This is a genomic window from Vibrio splendidus (genome assembly GCF_024347615.1).
Taxonomy (GTDB): Bacteria; Pseudomonadota; Gammaproteobacteria; order Enterobacterales; family Vibrionaceae; genus Vibrio; species Vibrio splendidus.
The window spans coordinates 148,596-165,787 of record NZ_AP025509.1 but is presented as its reverse complement, the minus strand read 5'-3'; the positions used below and the strand labels follow the sequence as shown (position 1 = coordinate 165,787).

The window sequence follows — 17,192 nt, the reverse complement described above, 5'->3', positions numbered from 1 at the left end:
ATAGAAACTGGAGAAGCATAGGCAAGGCCAGTTTGTCCTATCGAAAACAACAGCCTGATTTGAGGCAATCAGGCTACCGTAACTTGGGAATCGTTCGTTTCGACAATCGACTCTTGTAACAAGCCAGCATAAATTCCATTGTGTGCGACTAGCTGTTGATGATTACCTTGCTCAACAATTTCACCCTGTTCCAATACCAGAATCGTATCCGAGTGACGAACGGTACTCAAACGGTGTGCAATCGCAATCACGGTTTTTTCCTTAAACAGACGCTGCATCGCTTTTTGGATGAGGTCTTCGGTGATTGAATCTACCGAGCTGGTCGCCTCATCAAGCATCATCAGTTGTCCACCTTGTGCAACCGCTCTAGCAAACGAAATAAGCTGCGTTTGCCCTACCGACAAATTGGAGCCGTTCTTTTCCAAGTTGAAGTCATAACCTTGTGGCAATTGTTCAATAAACTTATCGGCGTACACATAGCGTGCTGCTTGTTCAACCTCAGTTCTAGATAGATGCGTTTTGCCCAGTGCGATATTGAATTGGATTGTCTCTTCAAACAAGTGTACATCTTGCATCATCATTGAGAACAAATGAGCAGAGTCTTCACTAGAGATCTGCGACAGCTCTATTCCATTCAACAAAATGCTGCCTTCATAGTCTTGGTAGGTTTTAGAGATCAGACGCAGAATCGTCGACTTGCCCGACCCCGTCGAACCGACAAGCGCGATTTGATGCCCTTTCTCCAATACAAACGAGACATTCTTTAGAACGTAGGGAGAGTCGTCTTTGTAACGGAAGCTCACATTATTAAACTCAAGGCTCACAAACTGTTCGAGCTGTTTCTCAACCTTGTTAGATGGTAGCAGGTTGCGTCCTTCCTCTTCAGTCGGCTCAACAAACAACTCTTCAATATGGTCAAACGCTGCAAATGAACTCTGAATCGAAGCGATCTGCGAAGTAAAGTCACGGATCGGAACAAACACTTTTTCTAAAGTGTTGATGAATGCGATCAACACACCCAAGGTGAGTGCCCCTTCTATCACTTGCTCAGAGCCATACCAGATCATAATTGCGATCGTGATTGAGGTAATGCCCGAGATAAACGAGAACAAAATCGCATCGTATTTATTGATTTTCTTCTGTGCTCTCAGAAACTCATCAGTATAGCCTTGGTAGCGTTGTTCTACTTGTTCTTCGGCTCGATACATCTGAACCGTTTTCATGCCAAATAAGACTTCTTGTAAAAAGCCAATACCGCGAGCCAGCGAAGAACGAGTCACCTTATAGAGAGCACGAAGTCGGTTTCTCACATACACCGTCAAATACATCACTGGCGGCATAATGATCAACACAATCATCGTTAACTGCCAATCAATGAAGAACATCATCACCAACAGAGCAATGGTATTGATGCTGTCTTTAACTAGCCCTACAACCGACTGAACAAATGTCTCGCCGATGGTTTCCAAATCACTGGTTAATCGTGAAAGCGTTACACCAATCGGTGTGTTATCAAAATAGCTGCGCGGCAGTTTGAGCACGCGAGCAAACAACACTGAGCGCATGTCAGTTATCGTGTATTGCCCGGTTTTACGCAGGTTGTACGAATAGGTGGTATCCACCACATAGCTCGCCACCAGCACGGCAACGAGATAGAATACATACTCGAGCAGTCCATCCATATCCCCATGGCTCAGGTGAACATCAATAACTTGAATGATCAGCCAAGGGAACAACAAGCTCGTGATGACAGAGAGAGGAAGCATAGCGATGCCCAGAATCGCAGAGCGTTTGTATTTCTTAGCAAACTTAAAAAAGTGCTTGAGGTACTTGAGATCAACACCTTTTAACATGCTGCTGCCTCCGTTTCATTCTGCTGTAACTGCCATGTATCGTAATAGTAATCACACGTTTTCAATAACGTTGCATGGTCGCCCTTCGCGATCACCTTACCTTCGTTCAACACGATGATTTCATCCATATATTCAAGGGCATTAACACGGTGTGAAACCACAAGTACTGATTGATTTTCCAAGCGCTTAAACAAGCCTTCCAAGATCTTTCGTTCTGTTTCATAGTCGACGGCCGATAGAACGTTATCCATGATGATCAGATCGGTGGGTTGCAATAAAGCACGCGCAATACTTAAGCGCTGCTTCTGGCCGCCTGACAGCATGATCCCTTTCTCACCGACTAAGGTTTGGTCACCATGCTCAAAACGAGTAACGTCACTCGCCAACTGGCTGAGCTCCAGCACTTCATCAACCTGACTCTTTGCCAAGTCAGTATCTAAGCTGCCAAAGCGGATATTATCCTCGACGGTTGCTGAAAACAGGAAAGGGTCTTGAGTCACGGTTTTCACGTAACGGCGCAAGTCACTGCGTGAGAAGCTAGTGACATCTCTTTCGCCAAGAAAAACCGAACTTTCTGGTACATCCAAGTGATGGTTCAAGCAGTTCACTAATGTCGTTTTACCCGCTCCGATTCCACCTAGCACACCCACTTTCTTACCAACTGGAATATCAAAGCTGATGTCATCAAGAATCAGACGGTCTTCACCTGAATAGCTGAAGCTGAGGTTGCGAACGGAAAACGTTTTTCCCTTCAGCGATTCAACATCTAACTCAGTGAGCTTATCTTCATCAAGCTCTGGGACTTTGGCATTAAGAATGGTCTGTGCACTCTGAATACCTACCATGCCTCGCTGATAAATGGTCGCGATTCTGCCAAGTTGCATCAATGGCATAGCCAGTAAAACAGAGTAAGTTAGGAAAGCAGTAATCTCACCGAGGGTTAGCTCTTGTCTCATTAACATGTAGCCACCAAGCCCAAGAATGATGATTTTCATCAGGTCATTGGCGTAGTCGAGTACCGGCATAAAGAAGACTTGAATACGTGTAATTTTAAGGCGGCACTCAAGCAATAACTGGTTAAGCTTTTCAGTTTCGGTTTTCACCCAAGGTGACATCTGCTGGCTCTTAATCAAATCAATCCCAGACAGGTAACTCATTAGCTGAGCAGACAAGTTTTGTAGACGTTTCATGTGCTCTAAATGCAGTGTTTTCATACGCTTGAAGCCCACACGGAAAATCACAAAAGCGATTGAGATAGGAATGATCGAATACAGTGTGAGTTCTGGCGATATGCGCCACATGTAAAGAGGCGTCAGCGACAACGCAAGCAACGCATTGAAGAACTGCAAGAAGCCGACACCAAACAGCAGTCGAATGCCACTAAGGTCATTGTTGATAATCGAGATCAGTCGACCTGAAGCAAAGCGTTCGTGAAAGCTGCTTGGTAAGCGATTCAACTTTTGTAGAAGTGTACTTTTGAGCTCTGCTTCTGTAATTCGCCCCGGATTAAGCGCATAGATACGAGACAGAATTCTCACCACCACCATGGCGACAGACATGCCGACTACAATCCAAACATAGCTTTGCAGCTGCTGATGGCCAGTTGAAGAAGCGTCATCAATCAAATCTATCGCCAATTGGATATAACGAGGGATCTCTACTTGTAACCAGTTGACGAGAAAAATGAACACAATCGCCAGTAAGTACGAGGTGCGATTCATGCGCAGATAATGGGCAATAAACTGTCTTTTATTCATAGTATTCTTTGTTTAGGGCAGGCTCACAGCGAGAACTAGCGATATGACCGGGCAGCTAGCTAGATAGGGTCATCACTGAGCTAAAGATACATTAAAATTACTTAGTTGACAATATCAACCATATTCAATAATTGATTACCGCTATTACATTTTAGCATTGCTAGAAACAACTTTGCCGCCAAAAGTGGCGGCAAATAAATAGCTTAACAGGCTTGTACTGATAAAGGCTAAAGCATCTCTTTGGCAATTAAATGCAGCAAAAAGGTTTCACGTTCAATGCTCATGCCCTTCTTAGAGCTCTCAGCCATGGTCTTTTCATTGTGAGCGATCGCTTCATGGATATTCATCCAAACCGGCTTCATCCCATTTTTCACTTCATAATCTTCGTAAGCCGTTTCACCCAGCTCGCGATCAATCTTGCATGAGTAGCAGTAAGAGATCATATGCATCATATCCGCACCGTCTTTATACCAAGGACGGAACTCTTCAAAAATGCCAAACGGCTTAATGCTATGGATATTCTTCGCGCCTGTCTCTTCTTCGAGTTCACGCACCATACCAGCAATCACATCTTCACCTTCATCCAAACCACCACCAGGAATGGTGTAGTCGTGATAACGCTCTGTATAGAGCATCAGAATGTCTTCACCATCTAATACAATGGCGCGGGCAGCATTACGCTTGTATACCGTTTTATTGTCTAGATGATCGATATCAGGGTGGATGGTGGTTTTTAGGTGTCTCATGATTCTGACTGCTCTACTGAATTTGGCGGCATCATATCATAATCATCAATAGATTCGAGTTTCTCCGTCCCCCACAAGAACACATACCCTCTGCTTTTGATCGCTGTTCGCCCACGGCTATCGAGTCAAAATAACCATCAAGTAATGCCTTATTGACGGAGGCCGTTCCTGCTATAACATCAGCTATGTCAGCCTGATCAAACACTCAAAAAGCACTTAAAAATAGCGAAATATCAACCTATTTCAATATCTTGACCAAATTAGGACAACCTTTTCTGAAATCTAAAATATACTAATTTCATAGAGCTTCTCATTTGGTTCTGTAGAACTTAACGCATTCGATTATAGAGTTATCACGTAGGAGATAGACATGAAGAAAATTGGTTTGATGGCTGTATGTGCCGTTGTATTAGGCGGTTGTGCAAACGACTATGCAGAATATAGCGAAGGCCAACGTGTTTCAGTCGCTAACCCCGCAGCGGTTTATTGTGTTCAACAGGACGGTGAATTAGACACGGTTACTGAAAACAATCAGCGTACAACTTACTGTGTATTCGATGACGGTGAACGTATCGAGCAATGGGAGTACTACCGCAATAACCATGAGCAAGAAACTGAAAAGTAATAACTTCTATTACAAGTTTCCAATATCAACGCTTTAAAACCCTCCCCCTAAAAATTCAATTATGTTACGTAAACTGCCTGCCATAAGGCAGCGGTTTACCGTACACACACACCAATTGAACGCTGTTTTATTTCTGACATAGCTCTGACATTAGCCTAACCTAGGCCGATAGAATGCCTGCCCGTTACAAATATTTACACATTGAATTACTATGAAAAGCCAACCTAAAACCAATGAACAAACTCCAATGTCGTTTGAACTGCCAGAGTTCACCCTTTCCCAGTCGACATCTCAAGTGATCTACAAACGATGCCAAACAGCTCTCGTTGTTTTAGCGATAGGCATTGTCGCAAACCTTGCACTTCGAATTGATTTTGTATTGTTGAATGGCAATGTTGGTGAGATCTCGGCGACCGAAATGCTGCAACAGTTACTGCTTATCGTGACGTCTGGCTCTTTTGCTTATTTAGCAAGAGAGAAGCGCGAAGTTAAGCACGCAGCTCTTCTTATCAGCGCATTCTTCGCAGTGTTGTTCATTCGTGAAATGGATTTTTGGTTCGACAAGATCGTACATGGTGCATGGGTTGTCCCTGCCCTATTGGTTGCTGGCAGTGCAATTTTCTATGCGATTAAGAATGGTAAAAGAACCATTGATCAGCTTGCGCTTATTCTTGCTTCCCCACACATGAACTTACTCGTTACTGGCGTAATGCTACTGTTGGTGTTCTCTCGTCTATTTGGCATGGGCAGCTTTTGGCACAATGTTATGGGCGATGATTATGTTCGCGTGGTTAAAAACATCGCAGAAGAAGGCACTGAACTTTTGGCTTACTGCCTGATTGCGTTTGCAAGCTTAAAGACCGTTATTGGCATCACGAGAAAGAAATAAACATCTATCGCCACCAGCGATGTGTGTGATCCGATTCCGGGTCTAAATAACGATTCAATAAAGTCAGGTTAGTATCTAGTAGAGCTAGGTATTCCCTGACTTTTTTTATGTCGGTACCCACGGAAGTCTGCTGGATACAGCCCTCCAATACTGGGAGTAAGCTGTCGACGATGTCAAAATGAGGTGCCCCCTTTACTAACGCCTTTACAGCTATCAGTGACTCCAACGACAGTCTTTCAGGCTCCCCCCTAACTAACTCCAAATCTCGCTTGAATGTGCCCGCAGAAACACCTTCAAGATAAACTCGATAGGTTGTCAGCACATCCATCCACAAAAACAATTGCCCTTGAGTATTTTGATGAGGATATGGCACAGCAACATGAGCTTCTAGCTGAGGAGCGATTTGTAGTTCCACCCCAAGTGCTGAGCACTTCTCGACCAAAACCTTAAGCAAGCCTTGTTCGTCCATTAGTGATTGGATCTCGAAAATACGTTGTAAATGGTAGTCATTCGAAACGAACGTCACCTTCACACTCTGCCCGCGGGTAAACAGTCCACTTTCAATCATCTTTGAAGCTAAGTTCTGAATGTTCTCAACCGTATTTGTCGAATTCTGCTCAAGCAAAATCGCCCCCAAGGAAAACGGATATTCTCGCTGGCTTTCCAGAATTCGAAAATACTGGTGCATTGCATCCGCTTCAGAGGTGGTTTGACCTTTTGTCACCCCACCACAAAATGCAACACCCGTTTTCTGAATAGACTCTTCTGCCAAAGGCCCCGCCAGATACTCCACCAAAGCATCAACTCGACTGATGCCTTCATCAGTCAATTTATTCCCATTAAGTCGCTTACCTAGCACAATAAGGAGGTGATTAATGCTCATTTTATGTTCAAGTCTCGTTTTAGTGATTAGATGGAGTGAATTATGTATACAATAGTTCTTAACAAAAGTATTTTTAAATTCCTAAATGTAGCTCGCAATAATGCTCACTATTGATAGCAACATCTTAAGGTACACAAGAATCAACGTGCAGCTATATAAAGCAAAAATAGCACGGTCTTGTATTTCATCGAACTACACGCTTGTTAACATTAATCTCATTGAAAGAATACGCTCACTCAAAGAAGTGAGGTTAACAAAAGATATACTTTAACCAGAGTTCGTTCATCGAACCGTCTTCACAGGAAGTTACTATGCTGTCTATTTTTGATATCTACAAAATTGGGGTTGGCCCGTCCAGCTCCCACACAAATGGACCAATGATCGCTGGGTTTAACTTTACCCAAAAAATTGATGCTCAGCTTAAGCAAGTGAAGCGTATTCAAATCGACTTATATGGCTCGTTATCATTGACGGGTATTGGTCACCACACAGACAGAGCGACCTTGTTAGGTTTGCTCGGTAACCGCCCCGACACTATTAAGATTACCAGTGCTAACCAAGCAATGCGCAAGGCGATTGAAGATAAATCTCTATTGGTTAGCGGTAACCATGAAATTCATTTCGATGTAGAAAGCGACCTACTTTTCCACAAGACTAACCTTCCGTTGCATGAAAATGGCATGACTATCTCTGCCTTTGACGCAAGCGGTAGTCTTCTAGATATGGAAACGTACTACTCGATTGGTGGTGGCTTTATCGCAACCGCTGATGAGCTACAAAACGGCAAGCAAGAAGCAGAAACACAAGTTGAGTTCCCTTTTTCTTCTGCCGACCAATTACTTGAATTGTCAGAGCAGCAAGGGCTTAGCCTTGGTGGCTTAATCCTGCGCAATGAAGTGTCTTTCCAAGATATGGATGTGATTGACCAAAAAGCTGACCAAATCTGGAAGGTGATGTCTCTGTGTATGCAGCGTGGCTTTGATACTGAAGGTATTCTTGATGGCGGACTAGAAGTCACCCGTCGAGCGCCAGCTCTTTTGAAAAAGCTTGAGGCGAATGCTTCGATTGAAAATGATCCAATGGAGATCATGGATTGGATTAACCTGTTTGCCTTTGCTGTAAGCGAAGAAAACGCAGCGGGTGGCCAAGTGGTAACATCTCCAACGAATGGTGCGGCTGGCGTTATTCCTGCGGTATTAATGTACTACCATCGTTTCATTAAAGAGCTCGACACCAAGCAGCTGAAAGACTTCTTGGCAGTCTCTGGCGCTATCGGCATCCTATACAAAACCAATGCTTCAATTTCTGGTGCAGAAGTAGGTTGTCAGGGTGAAGTCGGCGTATCTTCATCAATGGCTGCTGCTGGCTTAACCGCTTTGCGCGGTGGCAGCAACGAGCAAATCTGTATCGCAGCTGAAATCGCAATGGAGCACTCTCTGGGCATGACATGCGATCCGATCGGCGGGCTTGTTCAGGTGCCATGTATCGAGCGTAACGCAATGGGTGCAATGAAAGCCATCAACGCATCACGTATGGCTCTAAAACGCACCAGCAAGTGTCTTATCTCGTTAGACAAGGTTATCGCAACCATGTACCAAACAGGTAAAGACATGAACAAGAAGTACCGTGAAACGTCTTTAGGTGGTTTAGCGGTGATCAACTTGTGCCAATAACACCACTAAATATTTAAAACCAAAAAAGGAGTGGTCAAATGCCACTCCTTTTATACGCTACTCTTTTAGATCTAAGTCATCATCAAAGTCAAAATCATCTAAATCGTCCAGATCTTCATCATCGTCCAAGTCATTATCTTTGAAAAAAGCATCTCTTGTTTTTGATTTGAACTTCATATCTTCAAAGTCAAAATCTTCGTGTTTAGGTGTTCCACCTAATTCAATCATTTTAAATTCTAAGTTTTGCATGGACTCAATACAGTAATTTATCTCAAAAATGGCACTTTGAATATCACTTGCAGCAATTTCATTTTTTTCTTTGAATTCGTTAAGTTCATTGAAAGCATCAAGATATTCATCGTACAAAAGATCATTTTTTCTTCTAAGGTCTTCAATTTCTTTAATTATTATCTTTTTGCTTTCAACTTCGTTTCTATAAACTTCAATCGGTATGTATTGTGTATCATTGTTGAAATCTTTCGCTTTAAGTAATACAATTAAATCCTCTTTTAAAAACATATTATAAATCATGGTAAACGCTCCTTGTTAAATGTTCCTAATATTATTAGAGCATTTTTTTTAATTTAAGCAAAAAACAAAACCCAACAAAAGTGTTGGGTTCTTAGGCTTGTTAATAAATTGAACTAAGTTTTATTTGGAGAATAAATGTATTTTATATATACATCATAAAACAATAATTTCAAGATTACTATTAAAAAAAGATTGTAATTAGTAGTGATGCAGTTAACAGCAATACACTTAGCTTTAAAATATTTGACCTTGATATTTCCTTTTTTATTATGTTGTATTTGTTTGTTATATGTTTTATTTCAACCATCTTTCTTTTTCCCCTTATAGAAGTTATTCAATAATTATTTAAACATTTTTATAAAAATGATCAAGTTTGTTGTTGATTCATAATTGTACGGATCAATATTGAGAGCAGCCTCTAAAGCTTCTATGTCTTCGATTATTACATCATAATCATTCAATTCGATTGATGTGTGTAAAAAAACTTCAATGGAATAGTATTCAACATCAAGTAGTTCTTTAAGGTTCGTTGAAGATATATTTCATTCATAATAGTTCCTTAAAAATTAATGAAACTATTAATTCATATATTGAAAATTATTAAATCAATTTTTATAATTTGAAGCGAAGTATTTCAAAAGTTTTTTGAAAAAAACATCATCTCGCTTTTTTTGTTCCATTTCAAATTCTCGATTGATGACATCAAGAACGCTTTCCTTTTTTTTATTTTTTGAATCATCCATAAAACAAACTCCCGTTAAATATATGTATAACAAATTGTCCACCCTTTTCAATTTTCGAAAATGATCACAATTTGGCAAATGTTAAAAAAATGGTATAACGAAATCAGATATCAAATAAAAAAGTTATCAAAATTGGCAACAAAAACGAGGGGTTGAAAAACCTCAAAACTTATTTTCTTGGTGGGGTATCAATAACCATTTATAGTCCCCCCGCCACTTTTTGCTACTTCGTATCAATAAAGTGTCGTGAGGTAAATGGAAAACTTGCAGTTTTAGCGCTTAAGAGCCAGAGCAAGATCAAGAGCAAAAGCAGCACCAGAAACTTTTCAAAAAACATTCAAACGCTATCGACTTTTTGAATATTTTCTTCCAAGTTCCCACCCACCATTTACTCAAACTTTGATCAAAAACTCCAACGAGTTTTTAACAAAAGTTTTCAAAAATGATTTGCCATTCTGATTACTTTCTGAATCCAGAGAGGACTAAATGAGCGACAAAGCAAAAGAGATTGTGCAAAAAGTTTTTGATAAAAACTACACGAAGATCGAAAAGAAACTATCTACCGTTCTGTTTAAAAACAGACGCTATAAGATCATAGAAAAGAAGAAAACCAGAAACCTTTTATGGCATTTGTTTAGAAATTACATGGAAGGAACAAGGCAGAGAAAGAGCGATTTCAATCCAGAACTAACACAGAATAACGTCATTATTTCGTATAAACGAAATGATGATGGTTCTTATATGTCAGAAAAAATTGAGTGTGGAGAACGTTGGTTTGACCAAGTTCAAGAGCTAACAGACGAGTTTAATCACCTTATTCAAGACGATATAACACGAGTATCAGAAGAACACGAGAACAAACAATCAGGCATTTCACAGGGTGAAAGAGACTTGGTAAACAAGAGTATTAAATACTTTTCAAACCTTAAAGATAGCACCTTAACCGCCCCAGAAATGGCATATATAACCAAATTTAAAGAAGAACATACAAAGTTTGAAGAAGATAATAAAGACTTAAAAAACGGAGCTAAAAAGAGCTATGAAGCAATTTCTGATGAAACACTTACATCATTAGACCGCTACTATCGAAACGTTGATAAGAATGAAAAAGTAAAATCTTTTGGGGCAAAAAAGAAGCATATAAAGAACCTTTTAGATAATGTCGAGAAAATGGAAGCCGAGCGAGCTATGGACCCGACCAAATCAGTTTCTGCAGTGGCTATTGAAGAAAGACTTTTAAAAATACCTAAACATAACGGTTTATCACTACCCGATGAAGTGGTTATAGATGTCCTTGAAAGTTGGCATAAAGAGCATTTTAAGCCCTTTGATATGCTAAAAATCTTTATCCATAAAGACGAAAGAACAAAGAAAGATAACGCAGAAGACGACCATACACACACAATCATTAGTGGTTTAAACAAAGAAAACCAGTGTTATGACTTACCAGATTTTACCTATCAGTTAATGAAAAGAATGGCTACTAAACAGGGTTTTAGTATTGATTGTGATAAAAAATGGAACAAGGCGAGTAAAGAAAATCAGTTGCTTGCAGGTGAAGCATATCAACGTGAATTTTATGATTTTGCAAACCAGATTTTGGAGAAACACAATGTTTCTTTTCGCTTCGGTATGCTTGCTAAAAACGATGCTAATAAACTTGAAAGAGACAAGATAAAGGCTGATGTGGATACACCAAACAAGGCTAAATCTGCACGTTACGGCAATTATGAAAACCTTTTGAGAGAAGAGTTTGAAAAGAAGTTTACACAGCTTGAAAACCATTATGACAAGAGTGTTAAAGAGAAAACGGAAAAACTGAAAACGACACTTGAAACCAAATTTAAAGAAAAACTTGATCAAGAAACTACACAATACCAAACTAAACTTAAATCTGAAAAAGAGAAGATCGAAGCCGAGTATGCGGATTCTAACCAAGCTTTGATGGATGAAAATCTTGAATTATCAGGCTCTAATATCGCTCTTATTGAGGAAAATAACAGCCTTTCCAATACAAACGAAGCATTGGTTAATAAAAACGAAACGCTTGTTAAGGAGAGCAAAGAGGCAAAAGCAGAAGCTATTAAGTTTAAAGGCTTATCTAATAGGTATGAAAAGGCATTTAACGACAATAAAGGCAAGTATGAGAAGCTTAAAGACGACTATCAGACGACAAAAAAGAGTAAGTCAAAGGTAGAAAATCAATTAAGTATTGCAGAACGTGATTTGATTGCAACAAAAGGCGATAAGAGAAGGCTTGAAAAGGAGAAGAAAGAAGCCGAAAAGTCAGTTGTGAAGCTAAACCAGACAATTTCAAAACTGCATCATGTTGTTAATGGTCTTATTGATTTGGTTTATGATCGAAGCAAAGATATTGTTTACATAGTGAATGATGAAGCAAGAGAGTTTATTCATTCATACACAGACCACTTTAAGTCTTCATTAAGGCGTGTTTTTAACGATTTTGGAGCAAAGCAGTTCCTACCAAAACTTGATAAGTTAAAGCTTGAAGAAGAACTTGCAGAAGAAGAAAGGCTTAAAATAAAGAGAAAAGAGAGGGAGGCTGCCAAGCTTAAGCGACAAGAAGATCTTGCTTTTGATGAAGAAATGAAGAGAGGTAAGAGAGTTGATAGGGCAAAAAGTGTTGTTAATAGATTGAATATGGTATTTGGTGCAAAAGCAGGTTCTACTATTCGATTACCAGATAACGAAATTGTAAAAATCGCATCTAATACGGAGCCAACATACATTGAATTTGACTATTCAAAACATACAGACGCAATTTTGAGCTATGATGTTGGTAGATACACCCTTGATGAGCTGCTAATATTGGCGACTAATGATTATAACGAAGAGTCTGCTTTAAAACGTGAAGAAGTGATGGAAGAAAGCATAAATAGCAAGAATAAGAAAGGGTTGATGCAGAAGTTGGGGGTAAGACTCACTCCAAGTTGGAGTAAGCCGAAGTAAAAAAAAGAACTCGAAAGAGTTCTTTTAATTCTAATTGATCACAAATTAAATCTTGTAGTAAGCTTTGTTTGTATCATGACAACCGTATGAATTTAATGCTTCACCTTTTAGTGCAGCAGTAGGAGCAACAGTAATTGGTGTTGTTAATCTCATGTTCTCAATTGCAATACAAACTTCTGGTTGTACTTCTACAGTTGCAACATAAGTATCACCCACAGGTGTTGATGTTCCAGCGATTTTAGCGATTGACCACGCTTTATCACGAACTTTTGGAGCTTCTTTCAGATATGCTGGTGCAAGGTCTGCAATTGCTGTTGAACCTGCCGTATATTTCTCATCAACATTTGCCAGAGTAATAGCACCTTGAATTTGTTGACCTTGATTCATTACTGTTGAAGCTTCTGCATCAGTTGAACCTTGTTGAAAAGCTGCGCCACCGTAGTAGATTGAAGCAAGTGCAAGTGCAGCAACAAGTGCGATTGCGATAATTGATATAATTAAACTAAACATATTTTTATTTTCCTTTATTATTAAATTAAATAGGCATCCGAGCCTGTTTATTTATTTAGCATAATAGTGTGAGGTGTCAAATATTCTTTTAATTGGCTGACAGGTTTGTTTTTGTATGGAAAAATAATAATTGTTATTAAAATAAGTAAAAATAAATCTCTAAACATTTACTCCTTAAAAGAAGCCGCATAATTATGTGGCTTTTTTATTTCCTTAATAACAACATGCTTAAATATTTATAAGATAATCTGTTGACAATGATTATTTAAATGTAATACTGAAATAGTTATTAAAATGAGTACAAAATATTTTAAGTGATTGAGATACACTAACTAATATTTAAACTATAAATTAAGCCGCTTCATGCGGCTTTTTTTAGATCTTGTATTTTCAAGCCCTTCCCTTCTTTATGTCGATAACATTATCCCCCATACAGATCTTAAAGACTTAACAGATCTCAGGATCTTAAGAGAATTTTTAATCTTAAACACTCCCTACGTCTTCATTTCGGTTTTCTTGTGTATTTCCTTATCATATTGTCTTAAATCGCTATATAGAGCGTTACAATTCGTTTTAAACCTACTTTGTTAGTTTAGAGTAGAATCTATTTAATAAAATCTTTAAATACAAAGATTATAAGTTGTAAAAATTTAAAACAAAAAAAAGAACCCACGAATGGATTCTTTTTAAAGGATGTTAATATAATAAGGGGGTTTAACCTCTTACTTATATTTTTATCACAACAAATAGTTAAGTCAATTTATTTAAATTTTATTTAAATTTTATTTAAATAAAAAACATTTAAAATAATTCTACCACTACATATAGTGGTTTTTATTTTCAAAGACACTACTCAATAACTATATCTTGTATTTTACTATAATGTTTAACACTACATATGGTGTTTGTTTTTAATTAAGACACAATATATAGTGGCATTTTGAATTTTTAGGACAAAAAAAAGACACTTCACAAAATGAAATGTCTTTCTTTTATTAAGTTTTTCAATCGTTTGACAAGTGTCATATACATGATAGCTTAATTATTATAAGTTGAAAGGGCTTCGAAAAACGAAGCCCCTTCCAAGATTGTTGATAGTTTCCCGACCTCGATAATCTTAATTTAATTTTTAACATACATTTTGAAGATTGCAAGGGTTTATTAGAAAAAAAATTAAGATTGTTAAGACTGGTGAGCATAATTCAACAAGGATTATGCTCTTTTTTACGCTTAAATCCTTGTTAAATCAACAATACAAGTCATTTTGGAATTAAAGATGTTTTGGTTTGACTTGCTTCAGCTCCATACAAGGATTTACCGTGAGGGAGCGACCATAGAGATGACATAGTAATTTCATCAACAATGCCTACTAATCAGTTTTGCATACCAACTTTAAAAGCAGTTGATAAACAGATTTAAAAGATGAATTACATAAAAATGTTTGGAAGGTGGTACGGTGGCAGTTGTTCAGATTTGACTGTAAGCTTTCCTGCTTGTTGACCTACTGAGGGTTGATAAGCCGACCTAAGGACCCCAATGAGTGGACTGGCGGTAGTGTTCTCCTATACCTTGATACTATGAAATATTTTATGTTTTTGAATGTTTTTTTTATGGTATCTGGGTAGGGGAGAGAACACTCCCATCGGTCCCTATACAGATCTTAAAGACTTAACAGATCTTAGGATCTTAAGAGAAAAGATCTTAAGAGAATAATTAAATAATATATAATAATTATATAGAGATTTTGTTCCAAAACCCCTTTTCACATCATAAACCTTGTTTCTTTTAGAAAAAATCTGACGCTCGACCTATTCCGTTTGAAATTCTCTAAACTGTTTTTAATCTTAAACACTTCTTACGGCTTCATTTTGGTTTTCTTGTATATTCCCTTATCATATTGTCTTAAATCGTCATATAGAGCGTTACAGCTCGTTTTAAACCTACCTTATTAGTTTAGAATAGAATCCATTTAATAAACCCTCTAAATACAAAGATTATAAGTGTTAAAAATGTTTGATAAAAAACAGAACCACGATTGGCTCTATTTTTTTGTTATCAATCTTGATAACTTATTTTTTTGTGTTATATTATTTATATAACCAAGGAGAAAATATGCAGAATCAAAATTTAGAACTTAACGATTTATTGGGAATGATTGAAGAGTTTTTTAAAAGTGATATTTCAAAAAGTGATTTATTTGTTTATTACACATTGTTAAAACAAAAAGAAGAATACAATAACAACGTATCTTTTACTAAATATGCAGATATTGAGCACTTATTCAACGGAATGAAGAAAACGAGTTTTTCACGATGTTTAAAAAAATTAAAAGATGCAGGGTTTATTGATTTCGAAAGAAAAACGACAGAAAGCAATGAAACGAAAATAACGTTTTTTCCATTAGCTCCTTTTTAAGTTATCAAAGTTGATAACTTTATTTTAAGAAATCAAAGACAATAATAGATACACAATTGTCTTTCTTAACCCAATTAATCTTTATAACAGGGGTTTTTCTTCTATGTGTATATTTAAGTGCGGGGTTTTTGCGGGTTTTTTTACAAAACACAAGTTTAAAAATACATTTTATAACTTGAGTAATTAATTTAATTATGGTAATGATATTGTTAATAAAAACGATTATTATTACTAAGGAGAAAGAATGAAGAACAAAATTATAGTAAGTGCTATTACAGCTTTGATTTTATCAGGGTGCGGTAGTGAAGGTGGATCTGGTAAAACATCAACAACACCACCAACGACATCTAACGTAATCAAAGACCTTGGTTTTTTAAAGATTGAAAAAACACCAAGTAATTTCAAAAAGTATGAAGATAAGGGATATAAAAGATATGTAGGGTATAAAGCACCAAACGGAAAAAATATTCACATATTAATTCAAGACAAAATATCAGAATTTCAAATCGCACGTTCATACAATATACTTAAACATTATCTAACCACTGATCCTACTTTTGCATATGACAAGTCAGAAGTTGCAAATAAAATGGCGAACAACAATGCCATTTTAAAACTTCAAAATGGAACTCACTCAGAAGATAATGAAGATGATCTTTGGGGACAACCTCTTTACGAAAATGAAATGCAAGTAGAAGGTGGTGATTGGTACATGAAGCAAGATTATAACCACCGTGATGCTTCATATGAGGAAATTCTACATTTAGTTCATGATTTTGGATTTGGTGTATTAAATTCTGGAACTGGAATCGATGGTGCTACACCTCAATTACAGCTCGGTATAAACAATTATCAAAAAAGTGCATATGCTAATAGTTTTTGGACACCAGAAGATGATGAGTATAAAGAGTGGAAAGATGAAATAAGTTTAGACCAAGAATATTTTGCATCGGTTATTGATGCTTATTATGGTTTATGGGGTGCGTGGAACGACACAAGTAGACCAAACACAAGTATGTGGGGGATCTACAAGATGAAAGATCGCTCATCTTTCTCAAGTTCGGGGATACGTGATGGTGTGTCAGAATTGGTTAAACAAGTTTTTCACCCTACACTTCAATATACAGCTTATATGTCAGATAAGTTATCTGGTGAATTTTCAATGAGGTTCGATAGTTCAAAACCATACACAAACCATTCACAGTATCTTACTAAAATAAAATTGAATGGTAAAAATAATGTCAAAGTAATATTGAACAAGAACGTTAATTTCGTCACTGGTAATGAAGGGCATACAACAGTTGTTCTACAAGGAACAGAAAGTGATTATAGCATTGCTTATGATAAAAAAACTAATGAGCCAATTGCAGTAATGGGACTTGGAAAGTACCAAGCTATTGATGGTAATAATGAATTAAGAAACGTAGATAAGCTTGAATTTCTTAATAATTAGCGTCTACATACTTCAAATAAAATACAGAACATTCTAAACCTTCATTAAGATGTGTTTTAACGACTTAGGCGAAACTCAGATCTTGCCAAAGCTTGATAAATTGAAACTTGGAGTAAGCGGAAGTAAAAAAAAGAACTCGAAAGA

13 protein-coding genes are annotated in these 17,192 nt (G+C 37.6%); 6 read left to right on the top strand and 7 right to left on the bottom strand.

What is annotated here, in order from left to right:
• Nucleotides 1-68 precede the first annotated feature (68 nt).
• From OCU90_RS18150 to OCU90_RS18140, 3 genes are all read right to left on the bottom strand, one after another.
• Complete coding sequence (locus OCU90_RS18150) at nt 69-1,853, bottom strand: ABC transporter ATP-binding protein (protein ID WP_061023331.1); 1,785 nt, start codon at nt 1,851-1,853, stop codon at nt 69-71.
• Entirely contained in the window at nt 1,847-3,610 is a 1,764-nt protein-coding gene (locus OCU90_RS18145; RefSeq protein ID WP_061023329.1) for an ABC transporter ATP-binding protein, read from the bottom strand. The genes OCU90_RS18150 and OCU90_RS18145 overlap by 7 nt, the downstream gene beginning before the upstream one ends.
• 227 nt (nt 3,611-3,837) lie before the next feature.
• Nucleotides 3,838-4,356, bottom strand: coding sequence for an NUDIX hydrolase (locus OCU90_RS18140; RefSeq protein ID WP_061023327.1), 519 nt, complete (start codon nt 4,354-4,356; stop codon nt 3,838-3,840).
• A gap of 370 nt (nt 4,357-4,726) precedes the next feature.
• On the opposite strand from OCU90_RS18140, the gene OCU90_RS18135 reads away from it, so the two are divergent.
• Entirely contained in the window at nt 4,727-4,981 is a 255-nt protein-coding gene (locus OCU90_RS18135; protein ID WP_017079683.1) for a putative hemolysin, read from the top strand.
• 211 nt (nt 4,982-5,192) lie between these two features.
• A complete protein-coding gene (locus OCU90_RS18130; protein WP_017081259.1) occupies nt 5,193-5,870 on the top strand; it encodes a hypothetical protein in 678 nt (225 codons plus the stop codon).
• A gap of 4 nt (nt 5,871-5,874) precedes the next feature.
• Here OCU90_RS18130 and OCU90_RS18125 read toward each other — a convergent pair whose 3' ends face one another.
• Nucleotides 5,875-6,753, bottom strand: a complete 879-nt coding sequence (locus tag OCU90_RS18125) for a YdcF family protein (protein WP_061023325.1) — start codon at nt 6,751-6,753, stop codon at nt 5,875-5,877.
• 311 nt (nt 6,754-7,064) lie between these two features.
• Between OCU90_RS18125 and OCU90_RS18120 the strand changes: the two genes are divergently transcribed.
• Entirely contained in the window at nt 7,065-8,426 is a 1,362-nt protein-coding gene (locus OCU90_RS18120; RefSeq protein ID WP_061023323.1) for an L-serine ammonia-lyase, read from the top strand.
• Between the two features lie 57 nt (nt 8,427-8,483).
• On the opposite strand, the gene OCU90_RS18115 is transcribed toward OCU90_RS18120, so the two are convergent.
• Together OCU90_RS18115 and OCU90_RS18110 are read right to left on the bottom strand one after the other, a co-directional pair.
• The gene (locus tag OCU90_RS18115; protein ID WP_061023321.1) at nt 8,484-8,957 is read right to left on the bottom strand and encodes a hypothetical protein; all 474 of its coding nucleotides are present in this window, start codon (nt 8,955-8,957) and stop codon (nt 8,484-8,486) included.
• Nucleotides 8,958-9,562: 605 nt separating this feature from the next.
• Nucleotides 9,563-9,700, bottom strand: coding sequence for a hypothetical protein (locus OCU90_RS18110; RefSeq protein ID WP_155647278.1), 138 nt, complete (start codon nt 9,698-9,700; stop codon nt 9,563-9,565).
• 486 nt (nt 9,701-10,186) lie between these two features.
• Between OCU90_RS18110 and OCU90_RS18105 the strand changes: the two genes are divergently transcribed.
• Complete coding sequence (locus OCU90_RS18105; RefSeq protein ID WP_061023319.1) at nt 10,187-12,670, top strand: ATP-binding protein; 2,484 nt, start codon at nt 10,187-10,189, stop codon at nt 12,668-12,670.
• A 45-nt stretch (nt 12,671-12,715) separates the two neighbouring features.
• On the opposite strand, the gene OCU90_RS18100 is transcribed toward OCU90_RS18105, so the two are convergent.
• Entirely contained in the window at nt 12,716-13,180 is a 465-nt protein-coding gene (locus OCU90_RS18100; RefSeq protein WP_061023316.1) for a hypothetical protein, read from the bottom strand.
• Nucleotides 13,181-15,292: 2,112 nt separating this feature from the next.
• Here OCU90_RS18100 and OCU90_RS18095 point away from each other — a divergent pair.
• Together OCU90_RS18095 and OCU90_RS18090 are read left to right on the top strand one after the other, a co-directional pair.
• Nucleotides 15,293-15,595, top strand: a complete 303-nt coding sequence (locus tag OCU90_RS18095) for a hypothetical protein (RefSeq protein ID WP_061023315.1) — start codon at nt 15,293-15,295, stop codon at nt 15,593-15,595.
• A 244-nt stretch (nt 15,596-15,839) separates the two neighbouring features.
• Nucleotides 15,840-17,048 (top strand): hypothetical protein, encoded by a 1,209-nt coding sequence (locus OCU90_RS18090; protein WP_061023313.1) that lies wholly within the window; start codon nt 15,840-15,842, stop codon nt 17,046-17,048.
• Nucleotides 17,049-17,192 lie beyond the last annotated feature (144 nt).

Excerpts from the sequence above, each read along its gene's own strand:
- OCU90_RS18125 (WP_061023325.1), bottom strand. The coding sequence starts at position 6,753 with ATGAGCATTAATCACCTCCTTATTGTGCTAGGTAAGCGACTTAATGGG.
- OCU90_RS18105 (WP_061023319.1), top strand. The coding sequence starts at position 10,187 with ATGAGCGACAAAGCAAAAGAGATTGTGCAAAAAGTTTTTGATAAAAAC.
- OCU90_RS18095 (WP_061023315.1), top strand. The coding sequence starts at position 15,293 with ATGCAGAATCAAAATTTAGAACTTAACGATTTATTGGGAATGATTGAA.
- OCU90_RS18145 (WP_061023329.1), bottom strand. The coding sequence starts at position 3,610 with ATGAATAAAAGACAGTTTATTGCCCATTATCTGCGCATGAATCGCACC.
- OCU90_RS18150 (WP_061023331.1), bottom strand. The coding sequence starts at position 1,853 with ATGTTAAAAGGTGTTGATCTCAAGTACCTCAAGCACTTTTTTAAGTTT.
- OCU90_RS18120 (WP_061023323.1), top strand. The coding sequence starts at position 7,065 with ATGCTGTCTATTTTTGATATCTACAAAATTGGGGTTGGCCCGTCCAGC.
- OCU90_RS18140 (WP_061023327.1), bottom strand. The coding sequence starts at position 4,356 with ATGAGACACCTAAAAACCACCATCCACCCTGATATCGATCATCTAGAC.
- OCU90_RS18115 (WP_061023321.1), bottom strand. The coding sequence starts at position 8,957 with ATGATTTATAATATGTTTTTAAAAGAGGATTTAATTGTATTACTTAAA.
- OCU90_RS18110 (WP_155647278.1), bottom strand. The coding sequence starts at position 9,700 with ATGGATGATTCAAAAAATAAAAAAAAGGAAAGCGTTCTTGATGTCATC.
- OCU90_RS18100 (WP_061023316.1), bottom strand. The coding sequence starts at position 13,180 with ATGTTTAGTTTAATTATATCAATTATCGCAATCGCACTTGTTGCTGCA.
- OCU90_RS18135 (WP_017079683.1), top strand. The coding sequence starts at position 4,727 with ATGAAGAAAATTGGTTTGATGGCTGTATGTGCCGTTGTATTAGGCGGT.
- OCU90_RS18130 (WP_017081259.1), top strand. The coding sequence starts at position 5,193 with ATGAAAAGCCAACCTAAAACCAATGAACAAACTCCAATGTCGTTTGAA.
- OCU90_RS18090 (WP_061023313.1), top strand. The coding sequence starts at position 15,840 with ATGAAGAACAAAATTATAGTAAGTGCTATTACAGCTTTGATTTTATCA.